General features: G+C 54.3%; 14 protein-coding genes. 12 read left to right on the forward strand and 2 right to left on the reverse strand.

Annotated features, from left to right (window positions below):
- The first annotated feature begins 33 nt into the window (after positions 1–33).
- The 6 genes from J2Z18_RS22950 to J2Z18_RS22975 all read left to right on the forward strand — a co-directional run bounded on the left by J2Z18_RS22950 (position 34) and on the right by J2Z18_RS22975 (position 10216).
- The gene (locus J2Z18_RS22950; protein ID WP_245256154.1) at positions 34–1899 is read left to right on the forward strand and encodes a DUF2264 domain-containing protein; all 1866 of its coding nucleotides are present in this window, start codon (positions 34–36) and stop codon (positions 1897–1899) included.
- Between the two features lie 20 nt (positions 1900–1919).
- Entirely contained in the window at positions 1920–3044 is a 1125-nt protein-coding gene (locus J2Z18_RS22955) for a glycoside hydrolase family 88 protein (protein WP_007131523.1), read from the forward strand.
- Positions 3045–3250: 206 nt separating this feature from the next.
- Positions 3251–4300: a peptidylprolyl isomerase gene (locus tag J2Z18_RS22960; RefSeq protein WP_210095425.1), complete on the forward strand. Its 1050-nt coding sequence runs from the start codon at positions 3251–3253 to the stop codon at positions 4298–4300.
- A gap of 33 nt (positions 4301–4333) precedes the next feature.
- The gene (locus tag J2Z18_RS22965) at positions 4334–8689 is read left to right on the forward strand and encodes an S-layer homology domain-containing protein (protein WP_210095426.1); all 4356 of its coding nucleotides are present in this window, start codon (positions 4334–4336) and stop codon (positions 8687–8689) included.
- Positions 8690–9003: 314 nt separating this feature from the next.
- A complete protein-coding gene (locus J2Z18_RS22970; RefSeq protein ID WP_210095427.1) occupies positions 9004–9543 on the forward strand; it encodes an NAD(P)H-dependent oxidoreductase in 540 nt (179 codons plus the stop codon).
- A 64-nt stretch (positions 9544–9607) separates the two neighbouring features.
- The gene (locus J2Z18_RS22975; RefSeq protein WP_007131529.1) at positions 9608–10216 is read left to right on the forward strand and encodes a GrpB family protein; all 609 of its coding nucleotides are present in this window, start codon (positions 9608–9610) and stop codon (positions 10214–10216) included.
- Between the two features lie 20 nt (positions 10217–10236).
- On the opposite strand, the gene J2Z18_RS22980 is transcribed toward J2Z18_RS22975, so the two are convergent.
- Both J2Z18_RS22980 and J2Z18_RS22985 read right to left on the reverse strand, forming a co-directional pair.
- Positions 10237–11325, reverse strand: a complete 1089-nt coding sequence (locus J2Z18_RS22980) for a response regulator transcription factor (protein WP_210095428.1) — start codon at positions 11323–11325, stop codon at positions 10237–10239.
- Positions 11313–13178, reverse strand: coding sequence for a sensor histidine kinase (locus J2Z18_RS22985; protein ID WP_007131531.1), 1866 nt, complete (start codon positions 13176–13178; stop codon positions 11313–11315). The genes J2Z18_RS22980 and J2Z18_RS22985 overlap by 13 nt, the downstream gene beginning before the upstream one ends.
- A gap of 199 nt (positions 13179–13377) precedes the next feature.
- Here J2Z18_RS22985 and J2Z18_RS22990 point away from each other — a divergent pair, with 199 nt between their 5' ends.
- The 6 genes from J2Z18_RS22990 (at position 13378) to J2Z18_RS23015 (ending at position 19735) form a co-directional block, all read left to right on the forward strand.
- A complete protein-coding gene (locus J2Z18_RS22990) occupies positions 13378–14739 on the forward strand; it encodes an ABC transporter substrate-binding protein (RefSeq protein WP_007131532.1) in 1362 nt (453 codons plus the stop codon).
- Between the two features lie 33 nt (positions 14740–14772).
- Entirely contained in the window at positions 14773–15738 is a 966-nt protein-coding gene (locus J2Z18_RS22995; protein ID WP_007131533.1) for a carbohydrate ABC transporter permease, read from the forward strand.
- A 178-nt stretch (positions 15739–15916) separates the two neighbouring features.
- On the forward strand, positions 15917–16741 hold the full coding sequence (locus J2Z18_RS23000) for a carbohydrate ABC transporter permease (RefSeq protein ID WP_007131534.1): 825 nt from the start codon (positions 15917–15919) through the stop codon (positions 16739–16741).
- A gap of 56 nt (positions 16742–16797) precedes the next feature.
- On the forward strand, positions 16798–17655 hold the full coding sequence (locus tag J2Z18_RS23005) for a sugar phosphate isomerase/epimerase family protein (protein WP_007131535.1): 858 nt from the start codon (positions 16798–16800) through the stop codon (positions 17653–17655).
- Positions 17656–17658: 3 nt separating this feature from the next.
- Positions 17659–18696 (forward strand): Gfo/Idh/MocA family protein, encoded by a 1038-nt coding sequence (locus tag J2Z18_RS23010; RefSeq protein WP_007131536.1) that lies wholly within the window; start codon positions 17659–17661, stop codon positions 18694–18696.
- A gap of 16 nt (positions 18697–18712) precedes the next feature.
- Positions 18713–19735, forward strand: coding sequence for a Gfo/Idh/MocA family protein (locus tag J2Z18_RS23015; RefSeq protein WP_007131537.1), 1023 nt, complete (start codon positions 18713–18715; stop codon positions 19733–19735).
- Positions 19736–19759: the final 24 nt, after the last annotated feature.

The following is a 19759-nucleotide window of genomic DNA, read 5'->3' on the forward strand; positions in this document are numbered from 1 at the left end:
TCCTGGTCCATGAGTCAGAGAGGAAGCGATAGCTTGCGGCAGAATGGTAGTGCAGCATATAACGCATTTCGTACGAAAGCCGATGTGAGGCAGGCGGTTACAGATATGCTGGAGCCGTTGAAACGGCGATTCACGCCGGGATGCGCCGGTCTTCAGCTTGGAGATACGGCTGCCGAATACAATGAGGCGATTGCTCTCATGGAGGCTTTCGCAAGGCCGTTATGGGGGCTGGTTCCCCATGCCGGCGGGGGAGGCGAATCAGATCTATGGCCTCTCTACCTGAAGGGGATCGTTAACGGAACCGACCCGGAACACGAGGAATACTGGGGGGCCTTTGCAACCAAGGACCAGCGAATGGTCGAGCAGGCCGTGCTGGGGCTTGGGCTGGCACTTGCGCCGCATAAACTTTGGCACCCGCTGAACGAGCGCGAGCAGGAAAACCTGTATGGTTGGTTGAATCAAATTAACTTGGTGGATCGTTCGAATCCGAATAATTGGCTGATGTTCACGGTTCTTGTGAATATCGGGTTCAAGAAGGTAGGAATGCCATATAACCAGGCCATCATGGATGAGTACCTGGATACGATAGAGTCCTATTATCTGGGGGATGGCTGGTATTCCGACGGCAAGACGGATCAGCGGGATTATTACATTCCTTTTGCCATGCATTTCTACACGCTGATCTACGCCAAACTGATGGAAGATGATGATCCGGTGCGCGCCAAGGTTTACCGGGAGCGGGCGAAGATATTTGCCGAGCAGTTCATCTATTGGTTTGCTGAGAATGGAAGCAGCATTCCTTTTGGACGCAGTCAGACCTACCGCTTCGCTCAAGTCTCCTTCTGGTGCGCGCTCGTATATGCCGGCGTCGAGCCGTTTTCGCTGGGGGTCATGAAAGGGATTATTATGCGCCATTTGCGGTGGTGGCTCGCCCAGCCGATCTTTACGACGGACGGTTTGCTTAGCATAGGCTACGCTTACCCTAATCTGATCATGGCGGAGAGCTATAATGCTCCCGGATCTCCTTACTGGGCGTTTAAAACCTTTCTCATTCTGGATTTGCCGGATGACCATCCATTCTGGTCGGTGGAGGAGGAACCCCTCCCCAGCTTGGAGCCGATCTCCGTTCAGCCACACGCTCGCATGATGATTTGCCGTCCGGAGGATGATGGACATGCTGTTGCTCTGGCATCCGGGCAAATGGCGAATTTCACTATGGCACACAGCGCAGCCAAATACTCAAAATTTGCTTACTCCACGCGCTTTGGCTTCAGCGTTCCCAAAGGCTATTACGGCTTGACGGAAGGGGCCTTCGATTCCATGCTTGCCCTGAGTGAGCGGGATGAGCATTATCGTGTGCGGCGTTACTGCGAGGAGTTTCAGGTTGAACAACAGTTTGTGTATTCGAGATGGCTGCCTTGGCACGACGTCGAGGTACGGACATGGCTTATTCCTGCAGGGCTGTGGCATGTGCGGATTCACCGCATTCATACGGGCCGCAGACTGACGGCGGCCGAAGGCGGATTCGCAGTGGGGAGGATGACCGGCTTGACCGGAAGCGAACCGGATGCCATCCGGACGGCAGCGGATCGAATTGCAGCGATTATGCCTGGAGGCATTAGCGGCATCGTCAATTTGCAAGGATATGCCGGCGCCATGATGGTCTATCCGGAAGCCAATACGAATTTGCTGAAGCCGCGAACGATGATACCTACGCTTAGCGCGGAGCTTGAACCGGGGGAGAGCTTCCTGATTTCTGCGGTATTCGGAGCTTCGAGCTCTGAAAGAAACGAAAGCGGTTTTAACCATCCACCAATGGCAGAGTTGACCCCTGGAGGAACGATTAAGATCACCGAAGCTCTCTCCAGGAGCGTTATTGTTGAAATCAAGACAGAATAATCGGCAAAGGGGAGAGTAAAATGTGGAAGTTTGCGATTGAGGACGCCCTCGTCAAAATCAAACAGAATATTCAAAAACACCCTGGAAAATTACCACACATCATCGAAGGACAGCGCTATGATTGGGGTGAGAACAACGACTGGATCGAGGGCTTCTATACCGGCATGATGTGGCTCGCCTATGAATTTGGTCAGGATCCGTTCTATAAAGAAGCAGCCGAGTCCTATTTAGCCAACTTCAAGCATCGTCTGGACCATCATATCGAGCTGGACCACCATGATATCGGATTTTTATACTCACTGTCCGCGGTTGCACAGTGGCGTGTAACCGGGAATACAGCTGCGCGCGAGCTTGCGCTCCAAGCAGCCGATGCCTTATTAGCGCGGTGGAGGCCTAAGATCGGGGTTATTCAGGCATGGGGGAAAGAGGACGATCCCGAAAATGGGGGGCGGATCATTATCGACTGTCTGCTGAATCTCCCGCTTCTGTTCTGGGCGCATGAGCAGACAGGTGATGCTAAGTATTATGATGTAGCAATGAAGCATGCTCTTAAGAGCCAGAAGTTTCTGGTACGGGGGGACGGTTCTTCCTATCATACCTTCTACTTCGACACCGACAATGGAAATGCGCTCCGTGGAGGCACCCACCAGGGCTACCGGGACGGATCGACGTGGACCCGGGGCCAGGCATGGGGGATTTACGGTTTTGCCCTTGCATACAGATATACGAAGCATGCCGATTTCTTGTCAACGTCAAAGCGCATGGCCCGTTATTTTATCGATCGTCTGCCGGAGGATGCGGTCGTTTACTGGGATTTCGATGTTCCGGTCGAGGATGGCACACCGCGCGACAGCTCGGCCTCGGCGATTACGGCGTGCGGACTGCTTGAGCTGCTGGAGCTGATAGGAAACAGCGATCCGGATCGGGCTCTGTTTGAAGATGCGCTGAATCGCAGCATGAAATCACTCGTTGAGCGCTATGCCACGACCGATTTGCCGGACGCGGAAGGGCTGCTGAAGCATGGCTCCTATCACGTAAGGGGGGACCGGGCCCCGGACGATTATATGATTTGGGGCGATTATTATTATCTGGAAGCCCTTGTCCGGCTTGAGCGTGGAATCAAAGGCTATTGGTATGAAACATAAGATGGCGTTATAAGGTTCTAAACCTCTGACAGCTTTTAGCTGCAGAGGTTTTTTTACGATATGCGAGGGCAAGGCAAAGGGATGAACCAACAAGTAAAAATCGTACGGTATCCGTCAAATATGTTCATTATATCCACGCTTGAAGCCCGACTATAATAAGGGTGGCAATAAAATGAAAGCGATTTAAATTTAAGGAGGAGATTCTGTTGGTAATAAAGAGGCCTGCCAGGACGGTAATGCTGCTCGTCTTCCTGCTGGTTGTGGTCACCGGACTTTCCGTCACCGTGATCTGGAGCCATGCGGCTCAGTCATCAGAGGATCCTGTTGTATTTACGATTAATGATGAACCCGTGACGGCTGAAGAGTTTCGATTTTTTTTGCAGCAGAACAAAGCTTTAACCGTCAGTGATTTCAAACGCAAATATCGTGCGGATTACCATGCGGATTTCTGGACCTCCTCCTACCAAGGACAGAATCCACTGGACTACGCCAAACAGAAAACGATCGAGGATTTGAAAAAAATAAAGATCGAGCAAATGCTGATGAAACGGTACGGGATCATCGAAGATTCGTCCTTTGTCTCCTTTTTGAAGCAGCTCGAAGCGGAGAATAAGGACAGGCAGCAGAATATTCGCAATAAGCAGCCGATTTACGGTCTTCAGAAGTATGGGGCCGAGCCATTTTATTCGTATCTCCACAGCATGAACTATCAAGCTCTAATCGATGACCTGGTCAAGAAGAATAAGGCTGCGCTTACGGATGCAGAGCTGAAGCCATTGTATGACGAGATTAAATCGGACGATTTTCATCTAGGCTATTCTTTTGATTACGAAATCATCTCGGCGGAAAGCCCGCGACCGTTGGAGCAGCTGCGGGATCAACTCTTATCGCGGCCTGGCAGTGTCCAGGAATCTATCGTTCCATTAGGGTTTTCGAAGGATATCGCCGTTCGGCGGGACACGCTGGACATGGATACAAAGTCCAAAGACGATGATGGGGCACAAGAGCTGCAGGAGATTTTCATGACCATGCAGCCCGGGGAGTTTACCGGCATTCTACGTGATCATAACGGCCCGATGATGCTAAGGCTTCTCGAAACCGAGGACAAGGGCTACGTGCCTTATGAGCAAGCGAGAACTTCCTTGGTTCAGCTATATATGGAGAGGCAGCTGGAGCAGCTCGTTGAAGACCAACTGCGTCAAGCAACGATGGAGATCGACGAGGAGGTGCTTAAGCGGATTTCGTTCTCGAACTAGATCATTAGAACAGGAACAGGAGGGTGTTAAAAAATGAAGCTTGGTAAAATAAAGCCGATTCGAAGGCTGTTTGCCGTTTGTCTCAGCATGCTGTTAGGGTTCTCCCTGGCAACAACCGGTTTAACAGGGGGGCAGGCCAATGCAGCCGCTAACTATAATGATGAAGCGGTTCATGCCCTAACGGATGCTGCGGTACCTCAAGCAGCTGTCGGCACAACCTATTATGTCAGTGTAGACGGGAATGATGCGAATGACGGAAGGTCGGAAGATCATGCGTGGGCAAGCCTTGAGAAAGTAAACAGCATGAAATTTGCTCCGGGTGACCGTGTCTTATTCAAAGCAGGGGACGTATGGAATGGCTCGCTTAAGCTTCGGGGTATCTCGGGTACCGAAGATGCTCCAATCGTATTCAGCAGCTATGGTGATATCGAGCAACTCGGCCGTCCTGTAATTAACGGAAATGGAACAACCACAACGGAAATTTCAAAGATCATACTTAATTATAAAGGGGTAGCCGACAAGACGATGTCAGCCACCATCGATGTCGTGGACGGAAGCTATCTCGAGTTTTCCAACTTTGAGCTGACCAACTACAACCCGAACGTCGTTTCCCAGCGCGCAGGCATCAATATTCGTACGGCTTCCACCACGGTAACGGAATGGGAGGCGAACCCCCATAAGGGAATCGTCATCAAGAATAACTATATCCATGATGTGGACGGGAATCCGAAGGGGTGGAAGATCGGCAGCGGAGGCATCCTGATCCTTGGCAATATTTCGGATGTTCTGGTTGAAGGCAATATTGTAAAGCGGGTGGATATCGAAGGCATCCGTAACGCCGGGCTGTATAAGGAAGGCGATGTCAAAGCCAACTTCCCAAGGGTTTTTGAAAATATTATTTTCAGAAATAACTACGTGGAAGAGGTTCAAGGCGATGGCTTTGTCATGAGCAATGTCGGCACGAATGGAAGAATGGAGTACAACACCGTAGTCAAGCATTCCGCAAAGAACGTGGGGAATGTCAATTATGCCGGTCTTTGGGTCATCGGCGTCAAGGATATGGTGATGCAATTCAACGAAGTATATGGCGGCATCTACGGGTACAATGACGGTCAAGCCTTTGACGTCGATATGTTCTGTGAGGGGACGTTGTATCAATACAACTACAGTCACAGTAATCGAGGCGGCTTTATTCTTTTTATGGACGGCTCCACCAATTCCGTCGCCCGGTATAATATCAGCGTAAACGATGGCGACGGCAGATATTTGCTGCATTATTTGCCGACAAGGGAAGCGTACGCGCCGCTTATTCATAACAATACGTTCTTCACGGATGCGAATATTTCGACCAAAATCTTTAATGCCTCCGGTAAATACGCCAAATTGTATAATAATATTTTTTATACGAAAGCGGATACGCCGATGGGGGCAAGCACGTTTTCCGGCGGTGAGATCAAGCATAATGTGTTCTATCCCGGGACGAATATCAAAGATACCGACTTTCCTGGTGCAGCTGTAGAAGATAATATCTTCGAAAGCCCGAAATTGGCCAGACCCGGCGAAGAGCCGAAGGATATTATTGATGCAGGAGCCGGTTTTTTCGATGTTGAGCAATTGAATGGATATAAGCTATTACCGGGATCGCCGGCTATTAATGCAGGGACGGATATTCGGAATCTCACTCCTTCTGTGTGGGCTCCGGCAGATAAGGATTTCTTCAACAACCCGATAACGGATGGCTCCATTGATATCGGCGCTCACGAATATTCGAACGACGAACCGGATCATCAGGTTCCCGAGGTCTTGCCCGTATCGATGAGTTTAAATCATGAGAAACTGGACCTGTACGCGCAGCAGGCAGGCAAAACGTTAACCGCCCAGTTCGAACCGAAGGACACCTGGTTCAAAGGAGTCAAGTGGTCAAGCAGCGACAGCCAGGTCGCAGCGGTAAGTCCGAATGGGTTTATTACCCCCGTTCGTCCCGGTGAAGCCATCATCCGGGCTGAAAGCACGGTTCATCCGGCTATCTATGCCGAGGCCCATGTAACCGTGCATGCTGCATCAAGCATTGAATCATATCAGGTCGCTGCGGATTCACTCGAGTTATCCGAATCCAATCCATCCGTTCAGCTGCGAATGGACGGCATAACCGAGGACGGAGTTGTGATGGAGCATGCGCCTTATTATCGCGTTCGATATGAGGCGGATCCGAAATCGTTCAACATTGATCCGGACACCGGCATTTTGACTGCAATCGGCGACCTTTCCGGCATGGATTCCGTCGAGGTTAAGGCCGAGGTACAGGAATATCAGGATCTTCAATACTCCCAGAGCTTTGAAGCCGGGTGGGGGGACTTCATACCGGAGACCGGAACCGAGATTACGACAGGAGCGATCTCCGATAAAGTCGCCTATCAAGGCGAGCGCAGTGCGCTGTTTGTTACCGGGAACGGCAGCAATGCGATCCAGAAGCTGTTCGGGACCAAGCAGCAAGGAATTGTAACGATCATGATGTACGATGACGGCTCCAAATCCGGAAACACGCGGGTTGTAGCCCATGTCGGCAACGCGAGAACCACTTTGCTCGCAGGAATGGGCGTGCTTTACGATGGCAGTAGCTATGGGTCGCAGGATTATTATTCCGTACGGGCAAGCAGCTCCTCAACCGCTTGGGAGGCAACCCAAGTGAAACGCAGCAAGGGCTGGCATGAGTTGAAATGGGACTACACTTCAGGCACAGATTTAAAGATGTACATTGACGGGCAATTGGTAAAAACGACGAGTGCCATAAAAGATTTTGACCGGATCGTACTCGGCTTTTTGTGGGATTCGGCGAATGGCCGCATCTTCGCTTTCGATAACATCAAGTACGCTCTAACCGATGAGAAGATCACCAAGTCTGCGGCTCCGCTTACTTTGTCCGTGAAGCCTAAAGCGGATAAGGCGGCATTAGAGCAGGCCATCACCGTTGCGCAGAGCGTCTATGACTCTGCAGTAGAAGGAGATGGACCGGGCCAGTATCCTGAAGGCTCGAAGCTTCGCTTGTATGAGGCGATCGAAGCTGCCGAACAGGCGCTGAGTAAAGCGGATGTAACGCAATCGGAGATCGACGCGGCTGTGATCGCACTTCAGGAGGCGGTAAAGGCATTCCAATCCTCGGTGATCGTCGATCCGTCCGTACCGGCGGATAAGCGTGAATTGAATGAAGCCATTACGGTTGCGAGAGCGGTCTACGCCGAGGCTGTGGAAGGAAGTGCGCCGGGGGAATATCCGCTGGGAGCAAAGCAGAAGCTTTATTTAGCCATTGAGGCTGCTGAAGCCGTCATGGAACGCGAGGATGTCACGCAAGGAGAAATTCAAGCAGCCGTTACGGCTTTAATTGCGGCTGTCGCCGAATTCAAGGCAAGCGTTATTCCAGGCAGTGAAGCGCCGCCTAGCTGGACGGAAGGGAGACTCGTAGCGGAGAAAGTATCGCCATCGAGCGTCACCCTGCATTGGTCCGGTACCATTAAAGCCGATCAGGTGGATAAGTTTATAATCTATCAAAATGGTGCAGAACGAGTGACCGTGACCGGATCCGTATACCGGTACGAGGCTGCCGGATTAAGACCGAATACGCCATACACATTCAAGATTGAAGCCGGCGATTCGAATGGACAATGGAGCACCGACGGTCCTGCAGTATCCGTAACGACAGCGAAGGCCGTCGTCGATCCGGGCTCTGGCGGCGGCTCTGGCGGTCCATCGGCGCCTGTTCCAGGCCCGTCTGTGCCGAATACGGGGGGACAGGAAGACGACAAGGATGCGGAGGGAAATGACGAGGAAGAGGTTGTGAAACCTTCCCCTCCGAAGCCATTGGTAAGCCTTACCGATCTTCATGGACACTGGGCCGAGTCTGCGATCCGGAAAGCTGTTGAGCTAGGATGGATTCGGGGATATGCGGATAAGACCTTCCGGCCGAACGCCAACATTACTCGTGCGGAGTTTGCCGTGTTGTTGGGCAGGGCCTTGGATTTGGATCAGCAGGAGGCAGCAGCAGACCTCGAGGATATGGACCGGATACCTGTCTGGGCCAGACCGTATGTGGCCGGGGCCGTCAAGGCCGGAATCATTCAAGGGTATAGGGATCATACCTTCCGGCCGTCGCAGGAAATTACCCGACTCGAGATGGCTGTCATGATCGCAAGAGCGAAGGGGGTGCCATTGGATTCCACGGCGAGCGTTCCCTTTGCCGATGCAGAGTTAATCCCTGCTTGGGCTAAGCCGTATTTGGCTGCAGCTTACGACGCGAAGCTGATTCAAGGAAGAGGAGGCGGCATGTTTGCCCCGCACCAGCCTGCGACCCGGGCTGAATCCGTTCACTTGATCGTTGCTATGCTGAGCGAGTAATAGAGGGGATGCCTGAATGTATTTTGAAAGGGCTAACGGCTAAAACTTTAAATTTTGCATTGTAAAGGGGCTGGCCCATAAGTAAATCCGCTGCTTGATGACAGCCCCACAATCAAAAAGCATATCAAAACAAGAGATGGTGCTGCTTCGGATGTTATCCGTGAGCCGCCATCTTTTGTTTATCGATCATGCGGAGCACCCCGCAAGGTACGAAAAACCTGACCATGTACGAAAAAAGAGCGTACTTTTCAAACATCCCGGTCGGAACGATAATGAGGGTGTCTACAACATCAAACCGAATGGAGAGAGAACGCATGAATATATTGGTTGTTGCTGCTCACCCGAAATTGGAGAATTCCCGCGCGAACCGGGCACTGCTTGATGCAATCCAAGGAATCGAAAATGTGCATGTCCACGATCTGTATAAGGAATATCCGAATTGGCATATTGATGTAAAGCGGGAGCAGGAGCGCCTGCTCGGATACGAGCGGATCGTATTCCAGTTTCCGTTCTATTGGTACAGCTGCCCGCCGCTTTTGAAAAAATGGTTCGATGATGTATTGGTACGCGGCTGGGCATACGGGCCGGACGGCAATCATCTGAAGGATAAGGAGTTTATGGTTGCAATAACGGCAGGCGGCTCGGAGAACGGGTTCCGTGCAGGCGGTGACAATCGGTTTACGATTAGTGAGCTGCTGCGGCCGATTCAGGCCACGTTGACGCACTGCAAGGGGGAGTTCCTTCCGCCCTATGCCATGTATGATGCGGACCGGTTAACGCCTCATCAGTTCCGGGAGCAGGCAGAACGTTATGCAGAGCATATCCAGGCCGGGGTCAAGCAGCTGGCGCGCTAAACATTCACTTGCCCGCCGCAACGCCAATGAGGCATGATATGGTAATGTGTCGGCGGGCAGCTTCTTGGACTGCTTACCCGCCGACATTTCCCGCTTCGTGCCCGCGCCGCACGAGCGAAAGGGGACGAAGCGCCTGATTGGGGGAATGACGATGCAGATCGATGAACCGGTCCACCTTGAACCTTATGACGAGAGCTGGAGGGAATTGTACCTGTCGGAGCGTGAGCGCCTGCTGCGTTCCGTCGGCGAGTTAACGAAGGCCATCGAGCATTTCGGAAGCACATCCGTGCCGGGAATGACCGCCAAGCCGATCATCGATATATTGGTGGGTGTAGAGGACCCGTCCGCTGCAGCGGATGAGATCATCCGGCGTCTGAACGGCATCGGATACGAGCATCTGGGCGAAGCCGGTATTCCCGGAAGGCGATATTTTCGCCAAAGAGGCCTCCATGATTACAATGTGCACGTCGTTCAATATCGAGGGGAGCTTTGGAACAACAACCTGCTGCTCCGCGATTATTTGAGGGAGCATCCCGAGGAAGCGCAGCGCTACAGCGACATGAAGGAGCACATTCTTGAACGCGATGCGCAGACCTTGTTATCCTACTCGGATCAGAAGCATGCATTTGTGAGCGGACTGCTGGAGCGGGCAGCAGCATGGGCCGGAGCTTAGCGAAAATATTTATCCCTGCTTTATCGGGCCGGGCCCTGCGTCATGGTCTTGCTCTGCTTTCGGAATTCCGACGGGGTAAGGCCATGCACCTTTTTAAACGTTTTGCTGAAGTGGACATAGTCCGAGTACCCGACGCGATATGCGGCCTCCTGCGCAGACAAGCCGCCTTGTGCGAGTAGCTCCTTCGCTTTCTCCATCCGTACCTGCGTTACATACTTGACGAAATTCATACTGGTCTCGTTCTTGAAGGTCCGGCTTAAGTAGGTCACCGACATCCCGAGCGAGTCGGCCACCTCCTGCAAGGACAGATCCTCCGCCGCATAATTCTCCTCGATATAACGCTTGGCTTTCACGATATTGTGATGCGCGCCGAGATTCCGCATGCCTTTTATCCAACAGATGGTCTCGCTTATGCTCTTAAGAAGACGCTGTCGACAGGCTTCCTTGTCAACGTCCTGAGCGATGTCCGGGGTGTGCATGCCGTTCCTAAGCTCCCCGTCCGGCAGCTTTAATCCACGCTCCTCCAGCATTAGCAGCAATTCCTGCATAAGCATTCGAACATAGCGCGGCAAACTGACATCTGCCGGTCCGCCTGTTTCGAAATGGGCGATCATGTCGCCGGCGAGCGCCAAGGCTTCGCGCTCCTGCGCCGACCAGAGCAGGTCGACGAGCTGTGCCTTCGACCGCTGCTGGGCAAGCGTCCAAGCGGTCTGACGGGAGAAGCGCTCCACCCGGCGATCCAGCTCTTCGCAGGCCTTCACCAGCGCCGCATGGAACTGGGCAGGATCGATCGGCTTCAGCAGAAAATCGGATACCCCGCAGCGCATCGCCTGCCGGGCATACTCGAAATTGTCGTGACCCGACAGAATCAGGATAAACGTATGCTTGCGGCTCTCTCTAACCCTGCGGATGAACTCCAGTCCATCCATTTCGGGCATGCAAATATCCGTCACGATAATATCGGGCGAGGTCTCATCCATCAATTTCAGCGCTTCGGCGCCATCCTCCGCTTCAGCCACCACTTCAATCCCAAGACCCGACATCTCTGTCAGTTTTCTTAGGCTCAAATGAATCGCATATTCGTCATCGATGATCATCAATTTGTACATGCCGAAGCCTCCTCGTCAGCAGTATAGGGAAGACGGATTTCGAAGATGGTTCCTTCGTCCGGCGCCGAATGGATCAGCTGCAGCCCATATCCGGAGCCGAAGGTAAGCGCGAGCCGCTCATGAACGTTCATGAGGCCGATGCCGCTCGTAGCTTCCCCTTGTGGTTCCTCGGCATGCAGATCTCCTCCCGGATACACCGCCGATTGCAGTGCCCGCTGAATCCGGGCCAGCTTCTCCGGCGGCATGCCGTTGCCTTCATCGCGGATGACGATGACGAAGCAGCTGCTCTCGGCCCGCGCGCTGATGCCGATATACCGAGGCTTCCTGCCGCGATATCCGTGAATGAACACATTCTCGACGATCGGCTGCAGCGTCAGCCTGACGGCCTGGACCCGGGTGACAAAGCGTTCATCGACATCCAGCTCGACTTCAAGCTTGCGGAAGCGGGCTTGCTGAAGCTCCAGATAGGCCTGGATATGGGCAATTTCATCCCGGAGCAGGACGATGGATCCGGCGTGGCTAATATTGTAACGGAACATATGGGCAAGCGCGCGCGTCATGCGGCTGATCTCCATATGATTGTCCGCGATGGCGTAAGAGTTGATGATTTCCAAGGAATTGTACAGAAAATGCGGGTTGATGTGGGATTGCATCGACCGCAGCGCCGATTCCTTCTGTTTGATGATCAGCTCGCGCTCCTTAAGCTGCGAGGTATGAACCTCCCGGATCAGACGCTTGAGCTCATCCGTCATTCGGTAAAAGCTATGGAAAACGGCGCGCATTTCATTGTTCCGGAATGAATGCGTCTTGGCAGGCAGAACAAAGTCACCCTTCTCCACACGGGCCATCAGCTTCTGCAGCATCACAAGCGGCCGTGTCAACGACAAGGAAAAGCCCCCAACAAGAGCCAGCGAGATGCCGATGAGTACGGCCGCTGCCGCCAAAGAATAATTTCGCTGCGTGATCAGATTGCCGATCAGGCTGCTCAGCGGAAGATCGGCAACGACGGTCCAGCCGGCCATCCGCGATTGCTCATGGATCACCATCTTTTCTGCCGGAGAGGCCGGATCCTGGTGGCGAAAGAAGGAGGAGCTGCTGCGGCTCTCCAAGCGTCTCAGCAGACTTTCTTCGACCTCGGTTCCGATGAGGCTGGAATCGGGATGATAGATGATTTGCCCTTCGCTTCCCATAATCCAGACGTTGAAGCTGCCCAGGGAATCATTGGTGCAGATCGCTCCGATCTGCTGCAGATTGAGATCAACGACCAGCAGGCCCTTGTACAGAAAGGACGAGTTGTCATAGAGCTTCCGGGCAATCGTCAGGGACGGTGTGGGTCCAACCTTGCTTAGCCCTAGGATCTGAAAGTCGCTCAGCTGATCCATCCGGGAGAGATAGGACAAGTTGCGTTTGCGGATATCCGTCATATTGAGCAGTCCGGGAGCCTGTTCGTAATCGGTGATCTGCCGTTTGTTGCTGGCAACCAGCGAGATGCCGATGATATCGGATCGGCCGTAGATCATCTGGGCGAACAGATCGTCTTCGACCTTCTTGGCGAGCTGGAAGTACTGGTAGGGAGTTAAGGGCTGGGCCGACAGAAATTGTTGAATCTGCGGATTATGGATGAAAGGATACGTAGAATTCTCCAGATTGTTGATATAAGAATCTAGCGACACGTTGGTCTGCTCGATGATGCGTTTATTCGTGTCGACGGCAAACTTCTCGATGGCTTCGGTGGAGGACTGGTACCAGAAGCTGCCAAGCAGAAAGAATGGAAGACCGATGAATACAATAATCAATACGAACAGTCGCTGGTTGATGGTCAGATTGCCAAAGGACATCCGCTGCTTGTTCATCTATGGATCCGCCTTCCTTCAGTTATGGAGTGTGGATTGTAAGGAACATTGTAGCAAAAAAACACAAGTTGTAAATAAAAGAACAGCAGTCGGGAGCAAGAATACACAAGTCAGTCAAGAAAGCACATGGGCCGCCGCCGGGATATTCATTACAATGCTAGTAATCCATACGAATATGAAGACAGGGGGTTAATCGATCGTGAAAAAAAGAAAAGGCTTGTACAGCTGGCTTGCCGCTTTGCTGCTTGTAACCGTGTTTGCAAGCGGTTGCAGCGGAGGCGGTCAACAGGATGGCGGAGCAGCCTCTCCTCCCAAGGAAGAAGATGGCGGGAAGCAGGTAGAGATTTTGCTGGGCTACTACTCCAGCGACAGCTCCGACACCAAGATGAAGGAGCTGATCGACCGGTTCGAGGAGCAGCATCCGAATATTAAGGTGAAGACGCAGAGCGCGCCGTACGGCCAGTTCTATCAGAAGCTCGACACCCAGATTGCGGCCGGTCAGGCACCGGACGTATGGCTCTCGGACGGCGTCTATGTGATGAAATACGCGCAGCGCGGCGCGGCTAAAGATCTGACGGACTGGATCGTCCGCGATCTGAAGGCCGAGGAATATTACGGTCTGGATTTCAACAAGGACGCCGAGGGCCGTTATTGGGGCGTGCCCCAGGGCATCCAGGTCGGCGTGCTGTTCTACAACAAGGATCTGTTCGATAAGGCAGGCGTCGATTATCCTTCCGAGGATTGGACCTGGGAGGATCTGAAGGCGACGGCAGCCAAGCTGACGGTCGATGCTGCAGGGAAAACGGCCGAGGATGCCGGCTTCGATCCGGCAAGCGTCAATCAATTCGGCCTGACGTTCTTCAGTATTACCGAGGGCTGGTTCTCGGTAATGAAGTCGTATGGCGGCGGAGTTCTCGACGAGAAGGCCGAGAATTCGATCGTCAACACGCCGGAGAACAAACAGGCTTTTGAATGGATGGTAGACGGCATGCAGCGCGGGATTATTACGGACCCGGTGGATTTGAAGAGCTTCCAGAGCAATACGGCCGTATTCCCGAGCGGATCGGCAGCGATGCGGATCGGCATTTACGCAAGGGTGCAGGCGGCGAACGAGGCTGGGCTGAACTATGACGTGACCCTGCTGCCGAAGGGTCCCGACGGTAAACGGGTATCTCCGGTGATCGCGAACTCCTGGGTCATCAACCAGAAGTCGAGTGACGAGAAAGCGGAAGCCGCCTGGGAATGGATCAAATACTGGGCGACCGAGGACGAGGTGCAGAAGCAGTGGACGGAGCTTGGCGAAGCGGTGCCGGTCAAGAAATCCGTTGCGCAGTCGGATGTGTTCCTGAAAGCGGGCGAGCAGCCGGCGAACCGCAAGGCGTTCCTCGACAGCCTTGAATTCGCGCAGACGCTGGACAATAACGCCGTATGGGAGGAATGGGTCGGCAAATTCAACGAGAACGCGGAGCGGGCATTCCTGGGAGACGCGACGATTGATCAGGCATTGAGCGATGCCGATGCGGCGGTTCAAGCGGTGCTGGACGATTTTTATAAAAAATAATGCAAGATCTGCTCAAGAAAGGCGGGAGCGACTATGGACAACACGCTGATCGATAAGACAAAGCCAAAAGCCGAGCTTCTACCGCACGGCAAACCCGCCCGAAAACGGACCTGGGATCATGAAGGACGATGGGGGCTGCTGATGGCATCCCCCTATATTCTCCACTTCATCGTGTTTGTGGCGGGGCCGCTCGCGGCATCGCTGTACTTCAGCTTCTCCGATTACGACATGCTGAACCCGCCTGAGTGGACGGGGCTCGATAATTTCCGCCGGATGGCGGACGATCCGATGTTCTGGCGTTCGCTGTGGAACACGCTCTATTTCACCGTGCTGTTCGTGCCGCTCCAGACCTTCCTGGCCCTGGTGCTGGCGGTTGCTCTGAATCAGCGCCTGAAGGGGCTGAAATGGTTCCGCATGGCGCATTTTATACCGGTCATCTCTTCCTGGACCGTCATTCTGTATGTCGCGGACGCGGTATTCAATCCGCGCTTCGGTCTGGCGAACATGCTGCTGCAGAAGCTGGGCCTCGCCGGTCAAGGCTGGCTGCAGGACCCGAAGCTGACAATCCCGCTCCTCGTGATGATCGCGGTATGGAAGGGGATCGGCTACATCATGGTCATTTATTTGGCCGGCTTACAGAGCGTTCCAGGCGACTTGTATGAGGCGTCCGAGATCGACGGGGCGGGGGCGCTCCGCAAATTCCGGTACATTACGATTCCTTTGATCTCGCCAACCACCTTCCTTGTCTTGATCATGAGCACGATCTCTACCTTCCAGGCATTTGAGCAGATCTACGTCCTGACGGGAAGAGGGGATATCAGCGCGGCCGGAGGACCGAACCATTCCAGTCTGGTGCTCATGCTGTATCTGTACCGCGAAGGCTTCACGTTTATGCGGATGGGCTATGCTTCCGCGATTGCGTGGGTGCTGTTCATGATCCTGTTCCTGCTGACGCTGATCCAGCTGCGGGGCCAGAAGAAGTGGGTGCATTACGAATGACAAAGGAAATCTTGTGTGTCAATACGGAAGATGCTTCGGCGATTGGTTTGCGGTGGAAGGGTATATTTTACGGAGGGAAAGAAAAGGGTTATGGGGCTTCGAGCCGTGGAGTTCCTTGGTTCGGCCTCCTCGGCGAGGATCGTCAGGCAGTCAGCTGGTGCAGGAAGGAGGGGCTCGCATGAAGTATAAGCTGCTAGGACGAAGCATTGCTTACCTGTTGATCGGGATAAGCTCGCTTGTGATGCTGGTGCCGTTCGCGACGGCATTGATGAACTCGCTCAAGACCTATCGGGAATACACGACCGTTCCGCCCCGATGGATCCCCGAAGTATTCCAATGGTCGAACTATGCGGCTGTATTTAAGCTCGGAAATATCGGCGGCTATACGATGAACAGCGTGATCGTGGCGGGCTTGTCGGTTGCGGGGGCGCTGCTGTCGTGCTCGATGGTAGGGTATGCGTTCGCCCGGCTCCGTTTTCCGCTGAAAAGCGCGCTGTTCGTCATGGTGCTCGGCACGATGATGATTCCCGCGGTCGTGATCATCATTCCGCACTTTATGATTTTTAATGAGCTGAACATGCTGGATACGCTGACTCCCTTGTGGGTGATTGAGTGGCTGGCACAGCCGTTCGGAATATTTCTCATGCGGCAAGCTTTCATGAATATACCTAAAGAGTACGAGGAAGCGGCGAAGATGGAGGGCTGCAATCCGTTTCAGATTTACTGGCGGATCTTTATCCCGATGGCCAGGCCTACGCTGGCGACGCTGGCGATCTTCACCTTCATGGGCAAGTGGAATGAAATTTTGACGCCGGTCATTTACTTGACATCCAATGAGAAATACACGCTGCCGATCGGGATTCTGTCGCTGTCCGGACAATGGACGGGAAATGAGCAGCTGATGATTGCCGCGGCGCTGGTCAGTCTGGTGCCGATTCTGCTGGTGTTCCTGTTCGCGGAAAAATATTTCGTGCAGAATCACAATATGGCCGGAATCAAATAACGGTCCCGCCAGAGGCATTGCCTTTGGCGGCGGCCGCCGGAAGGGAAGGATCTACAATGAGGATAGCTGCGTTCAGCGGTTCGCTGATCGATTACGATTTGAAGGAAGCGATGGCGGTCAGTGCTTCGCTTGGTTTTGACGGCATCGAAATTGCCTGCCGGGAGCCGCATCTGCATCCGGACATGCCGCTTATGCAGGTCCGGGAAATCAAGAGCGCCGCCGAGGATCACGGCCTTGCGATCCCCGCCTTGGCAGGCTACATGGGTCATTTCTCAACAGCTCAAGCTGAGGCTTGCGCAGCGGAATACGACCGCTTCATGGAGCTGCTGGAGTGCTCCGTGCTGCTGGAGTCGGATATGATCCGGGTGTTCCCCGGGGGGCCGAACGCTTTTCTGGCCGAGCCGGAGCACTATGAGAAGGCGGCCTATTGGATCCGGCGCTGCGCGGACGAAGCGAGGAAGGCGGGGAAGCGGATCGCGCTGGAAATCCACAATCTCTCGCTGGTGGAGACAGTCGCCGGTGCGCTTCACCTGTCGGATCTGGTCGGCCGGGACAATGTCGGATTCATTCACGATGCCGGCAATATGTACATTACGGATACCGGGTACGGCGAGGAATCGGTCAGGCGGCTCGGAAGCCGGCTGTTCCACGTCCATATCAAGGATGAGAAGCGGATCGCGAGCGCCGGGGCTCCGGGAACGTTTAAAAATTTGACCCGGCACGGAGAGGAAAGCTTTCTGCAGTGCCGTCTCGGCGAAGGCGAGGTCGACCACGGCGGTTTGCTCCGCGGGCTTAAGGAAAGCGGCTATGACGGCTGGCTTACGCTGGAATGCGCGGCTCCGTACCCGCCGATCGAGCGGCTGGCCTGGGATATGAAGATGCTGCGAACATGGCTTCGGGCTGTGGAGGTGTAAGGAATGACGGATCGAATCAAATATGGCATTATCGGATGTCAGCACGCCCACATCGGCATGTTTATCGAAGAGATGCAGCGGCTCGGGTATCCATGTGCCGGTGTTTACGAACCGGATAACACGAAACTTGCCCGCGAGATGGCAGAAAGGTTCGGCCTTGCGATCTCGTTGGATCGGAGGTCTCTGCTGGAAGATGACGATGTTGGCATCATCGGCTGTGCGGCGGTCAACAACGAGAAGATCGATGTGATCGAGCTGTGTGAGAGCTACGGGAAGCATGTAATGATCGACAAGCCGGCGGTAACGAGCCGCGAGGGTCTCCGCCGTCTGCAGGCGGTGATGGGGCGGGGAAGGATTGAGATCGGCATGATGCTCACCGAACGCTTTCGCCCTTCGCTGCATACGGCACGGAAACTGGTTATGGCCGGGGAGCTGGGGGAGATTGTCCACATCTCGATGCGGAAGCCGCACCGGCTGAACCCCGCTAACCGTCCGGCATGGCATTTTGACAAGCAGAAATCGGGCGGCATCATCAACGACCTCCTCGTTCACGATTTTGATCTGCTGCGCTGGCTGACCGGCAGGGAAGTGGAGGCGGTATCCGGTTATATGGCCAAAAGCATTCTGCCGGAGCACCCGAGCTTCTACGACACGGCAGCCGTCCATGCGGTCATGGAGGGCGGCATCACCGCAGAGCTGTATGCCGATTGGCACACGCCGGCGGGCAGCTGGACCTGGGGGGACGGCCGGATCTTCATCACCGGCACGATCGGCACGGCAGAGATCCGGCTGGAGGGCGATCCGCTGCTGCAGAGCCGGGAAACGGTGCTCTTAACGGATGCGGAACAGCTTCGGCCGCTCGAGCTGGAGGCTCCGCCGAAGCTGCTGGCACAGGATTTCCTGGACCGCATACGGGGAGGATCTGGACAGATCTCCCACCGTGATATTTATAAAGCCTCGGAGGGCACGATTGAAGCAGACGAAGCCGCCCGTGTCATCGTCCGAAGCACGCTGGAAACCGGGCACAACCAATATCGATAGAGCGGGGTGTATTCGAATGGAACAAAGACCGATACGATTCGGCATCATTGGCTGTGGAATTATTGCGGATATTCATGCACAGTGCATCGAAAGCACGGATGAAGCGGAGCTGGCAGCCGTGTTCGATACGAAGCCTGAGTCGGCTGCAGCATTCGTGGAGAAGTACGGAGGGGACGTCTGCGGGAGCTTAGAGGAGCTGCTGGCCCGCCCCGACGTGGAAGCGGTATGTATCTGCACGCCGAGCGGACTGCATGCGGACCAGACGGTGCTCGCCGCGAAGGCGGGCAAGCACGTGCTGGTGGAGAAGCCGATGGCAATCCGGCTGGAGGATGCCGAGCGTATGATTGAGGCTTGCCATGAGGCCGGGGTGCGGCTTGCGACGGTTTTTCCAAGAAGGATGTCCCCGCAGGCGAATTACGCCCGGCAGCTGATCCAGGAGGGACGTCTTGGCAAGCTCAGCCTGTGCTCGGCCTATGTGATGCTGTATCGGGACCAGGCTTATTATGACAGCGCTGGTTGGCGCGGAACCTGGGCGATGGACGGCGGCGGTGCGATGATGAATCAGGGCATTCACACGGTGGATCTGCTGCAGTGGCTTGCCGGCCCGGTGACTTCCCTATCGGCCAAAGCCAAGGCGGTGCTGCGCAGCATCGAGGTGGAGGATACGGTGACGGCGGCGCTGGAATTTGCCAGCGGAGCCCTGGGCATTCTTGAGATTACGACGACGGCCAGGAACGCCAAGGGACAGCGGCTGGCGATTCGCGGCGAGCGGGGTGAACTGGTGATTGAAGAAGACGATATCGTGTCTCTGCAAATCGATGGCGAGGACGTGACGCTGCCTGAATTTGAGGCTTTCCGCATCATCCCGGACGGGCACCGCATGCAGATCGAAGATCTGGCGAGAGCGATCCGCGAAGGGCGGCAGCCGATCGTGCCGGGAACGGAGGGCATCCATTCGCTGGAGATCATCCTTGGCACCTATGAGGCATCGCGACAGCGTAAAGACATCAGCATCGGAGAGAAGGCACCTGCAATATAGAAGGAACGAACCGGATCAGCTGGA

It is taken from the genome of Paenibacillus lactis, from assembly GCF_017873605.1.
Taxonomy (GTDB): Bacteria; Bacillota; Bacilli; order Paenibacillales; family Paenibacillaceae; genus Paenibacillus_AQ; species Paenibacillus_AQ lactis.

Coding starts and splice junctions, on each gene's coding strand:
- J2Z18_RS22970 (WP_210095427.1), top strand. CDS start 9,004: ATGAATATATTGGTTGTTGCTGCTCACCCGAAATTGGAGAATTCCCGC.
- J2Z18_RS23010 (WP_007131536.1), top strand. CDS start 17,659: ATGACGGATCGAATCAAATATGGCATTATCGGATGTCAGCACGCCCAC.
- J2Z18_RS23015 (WP_007131537.1), top strand. CDS start 18,713: ATGGAACAAAGACCGATACGATTCGGCATCATTGGCTGTGGAATTATT.
- J2Z18_RS23005 (WP_007131535.1), top strand. CDS start 16,798: ATGAGGATAGCTGCGTTCAGCGGTTCGCTGATCGATTACGATTTGAAG.
- J2Z18_RS22965 (WP_210095426.1), top strand. CDS start 4,334: ATGAAGCTTGGTAAAATAAAGCCGATTCGAAGGCTGTTTGCCGTTTGT.
- J2Z18_RS22985 (WP_007131531.1), bottom strand. CDS start 13,178: ATGAACAAGCAGCGGATGTCCTTTGGCAATCTGACCATCAACCAGCGA.
- J2Z18_RS22955 (WP_007131523.1), top strand. CDS start 1,920: ATGTGGAAGTTTGCGATTGAGGACGCCCTCGTCAAAATCAAACAGAAT.
- J2Z18_RS22980 (WP_210095428.1), bottom strand. CDS start 11,325: ATGTACAAATTGATGATCATCGATGACGAATATGCGATTCATTTGAGC.
- J2Z18_RS23000 (WP_007131534.1), top strand. CDS start 15,917: ATGAAGTATAAGCTGCTAGGACGAAGCATTGCTTACCTGTTGATCGGG.
- J2Z18_RS22995 (WP_007131533.1), top strand. CDS start 14,773: ATGGACAACACGCTGATCGATAAGACAAAGCCAAAAGCCGAGCTTCTA.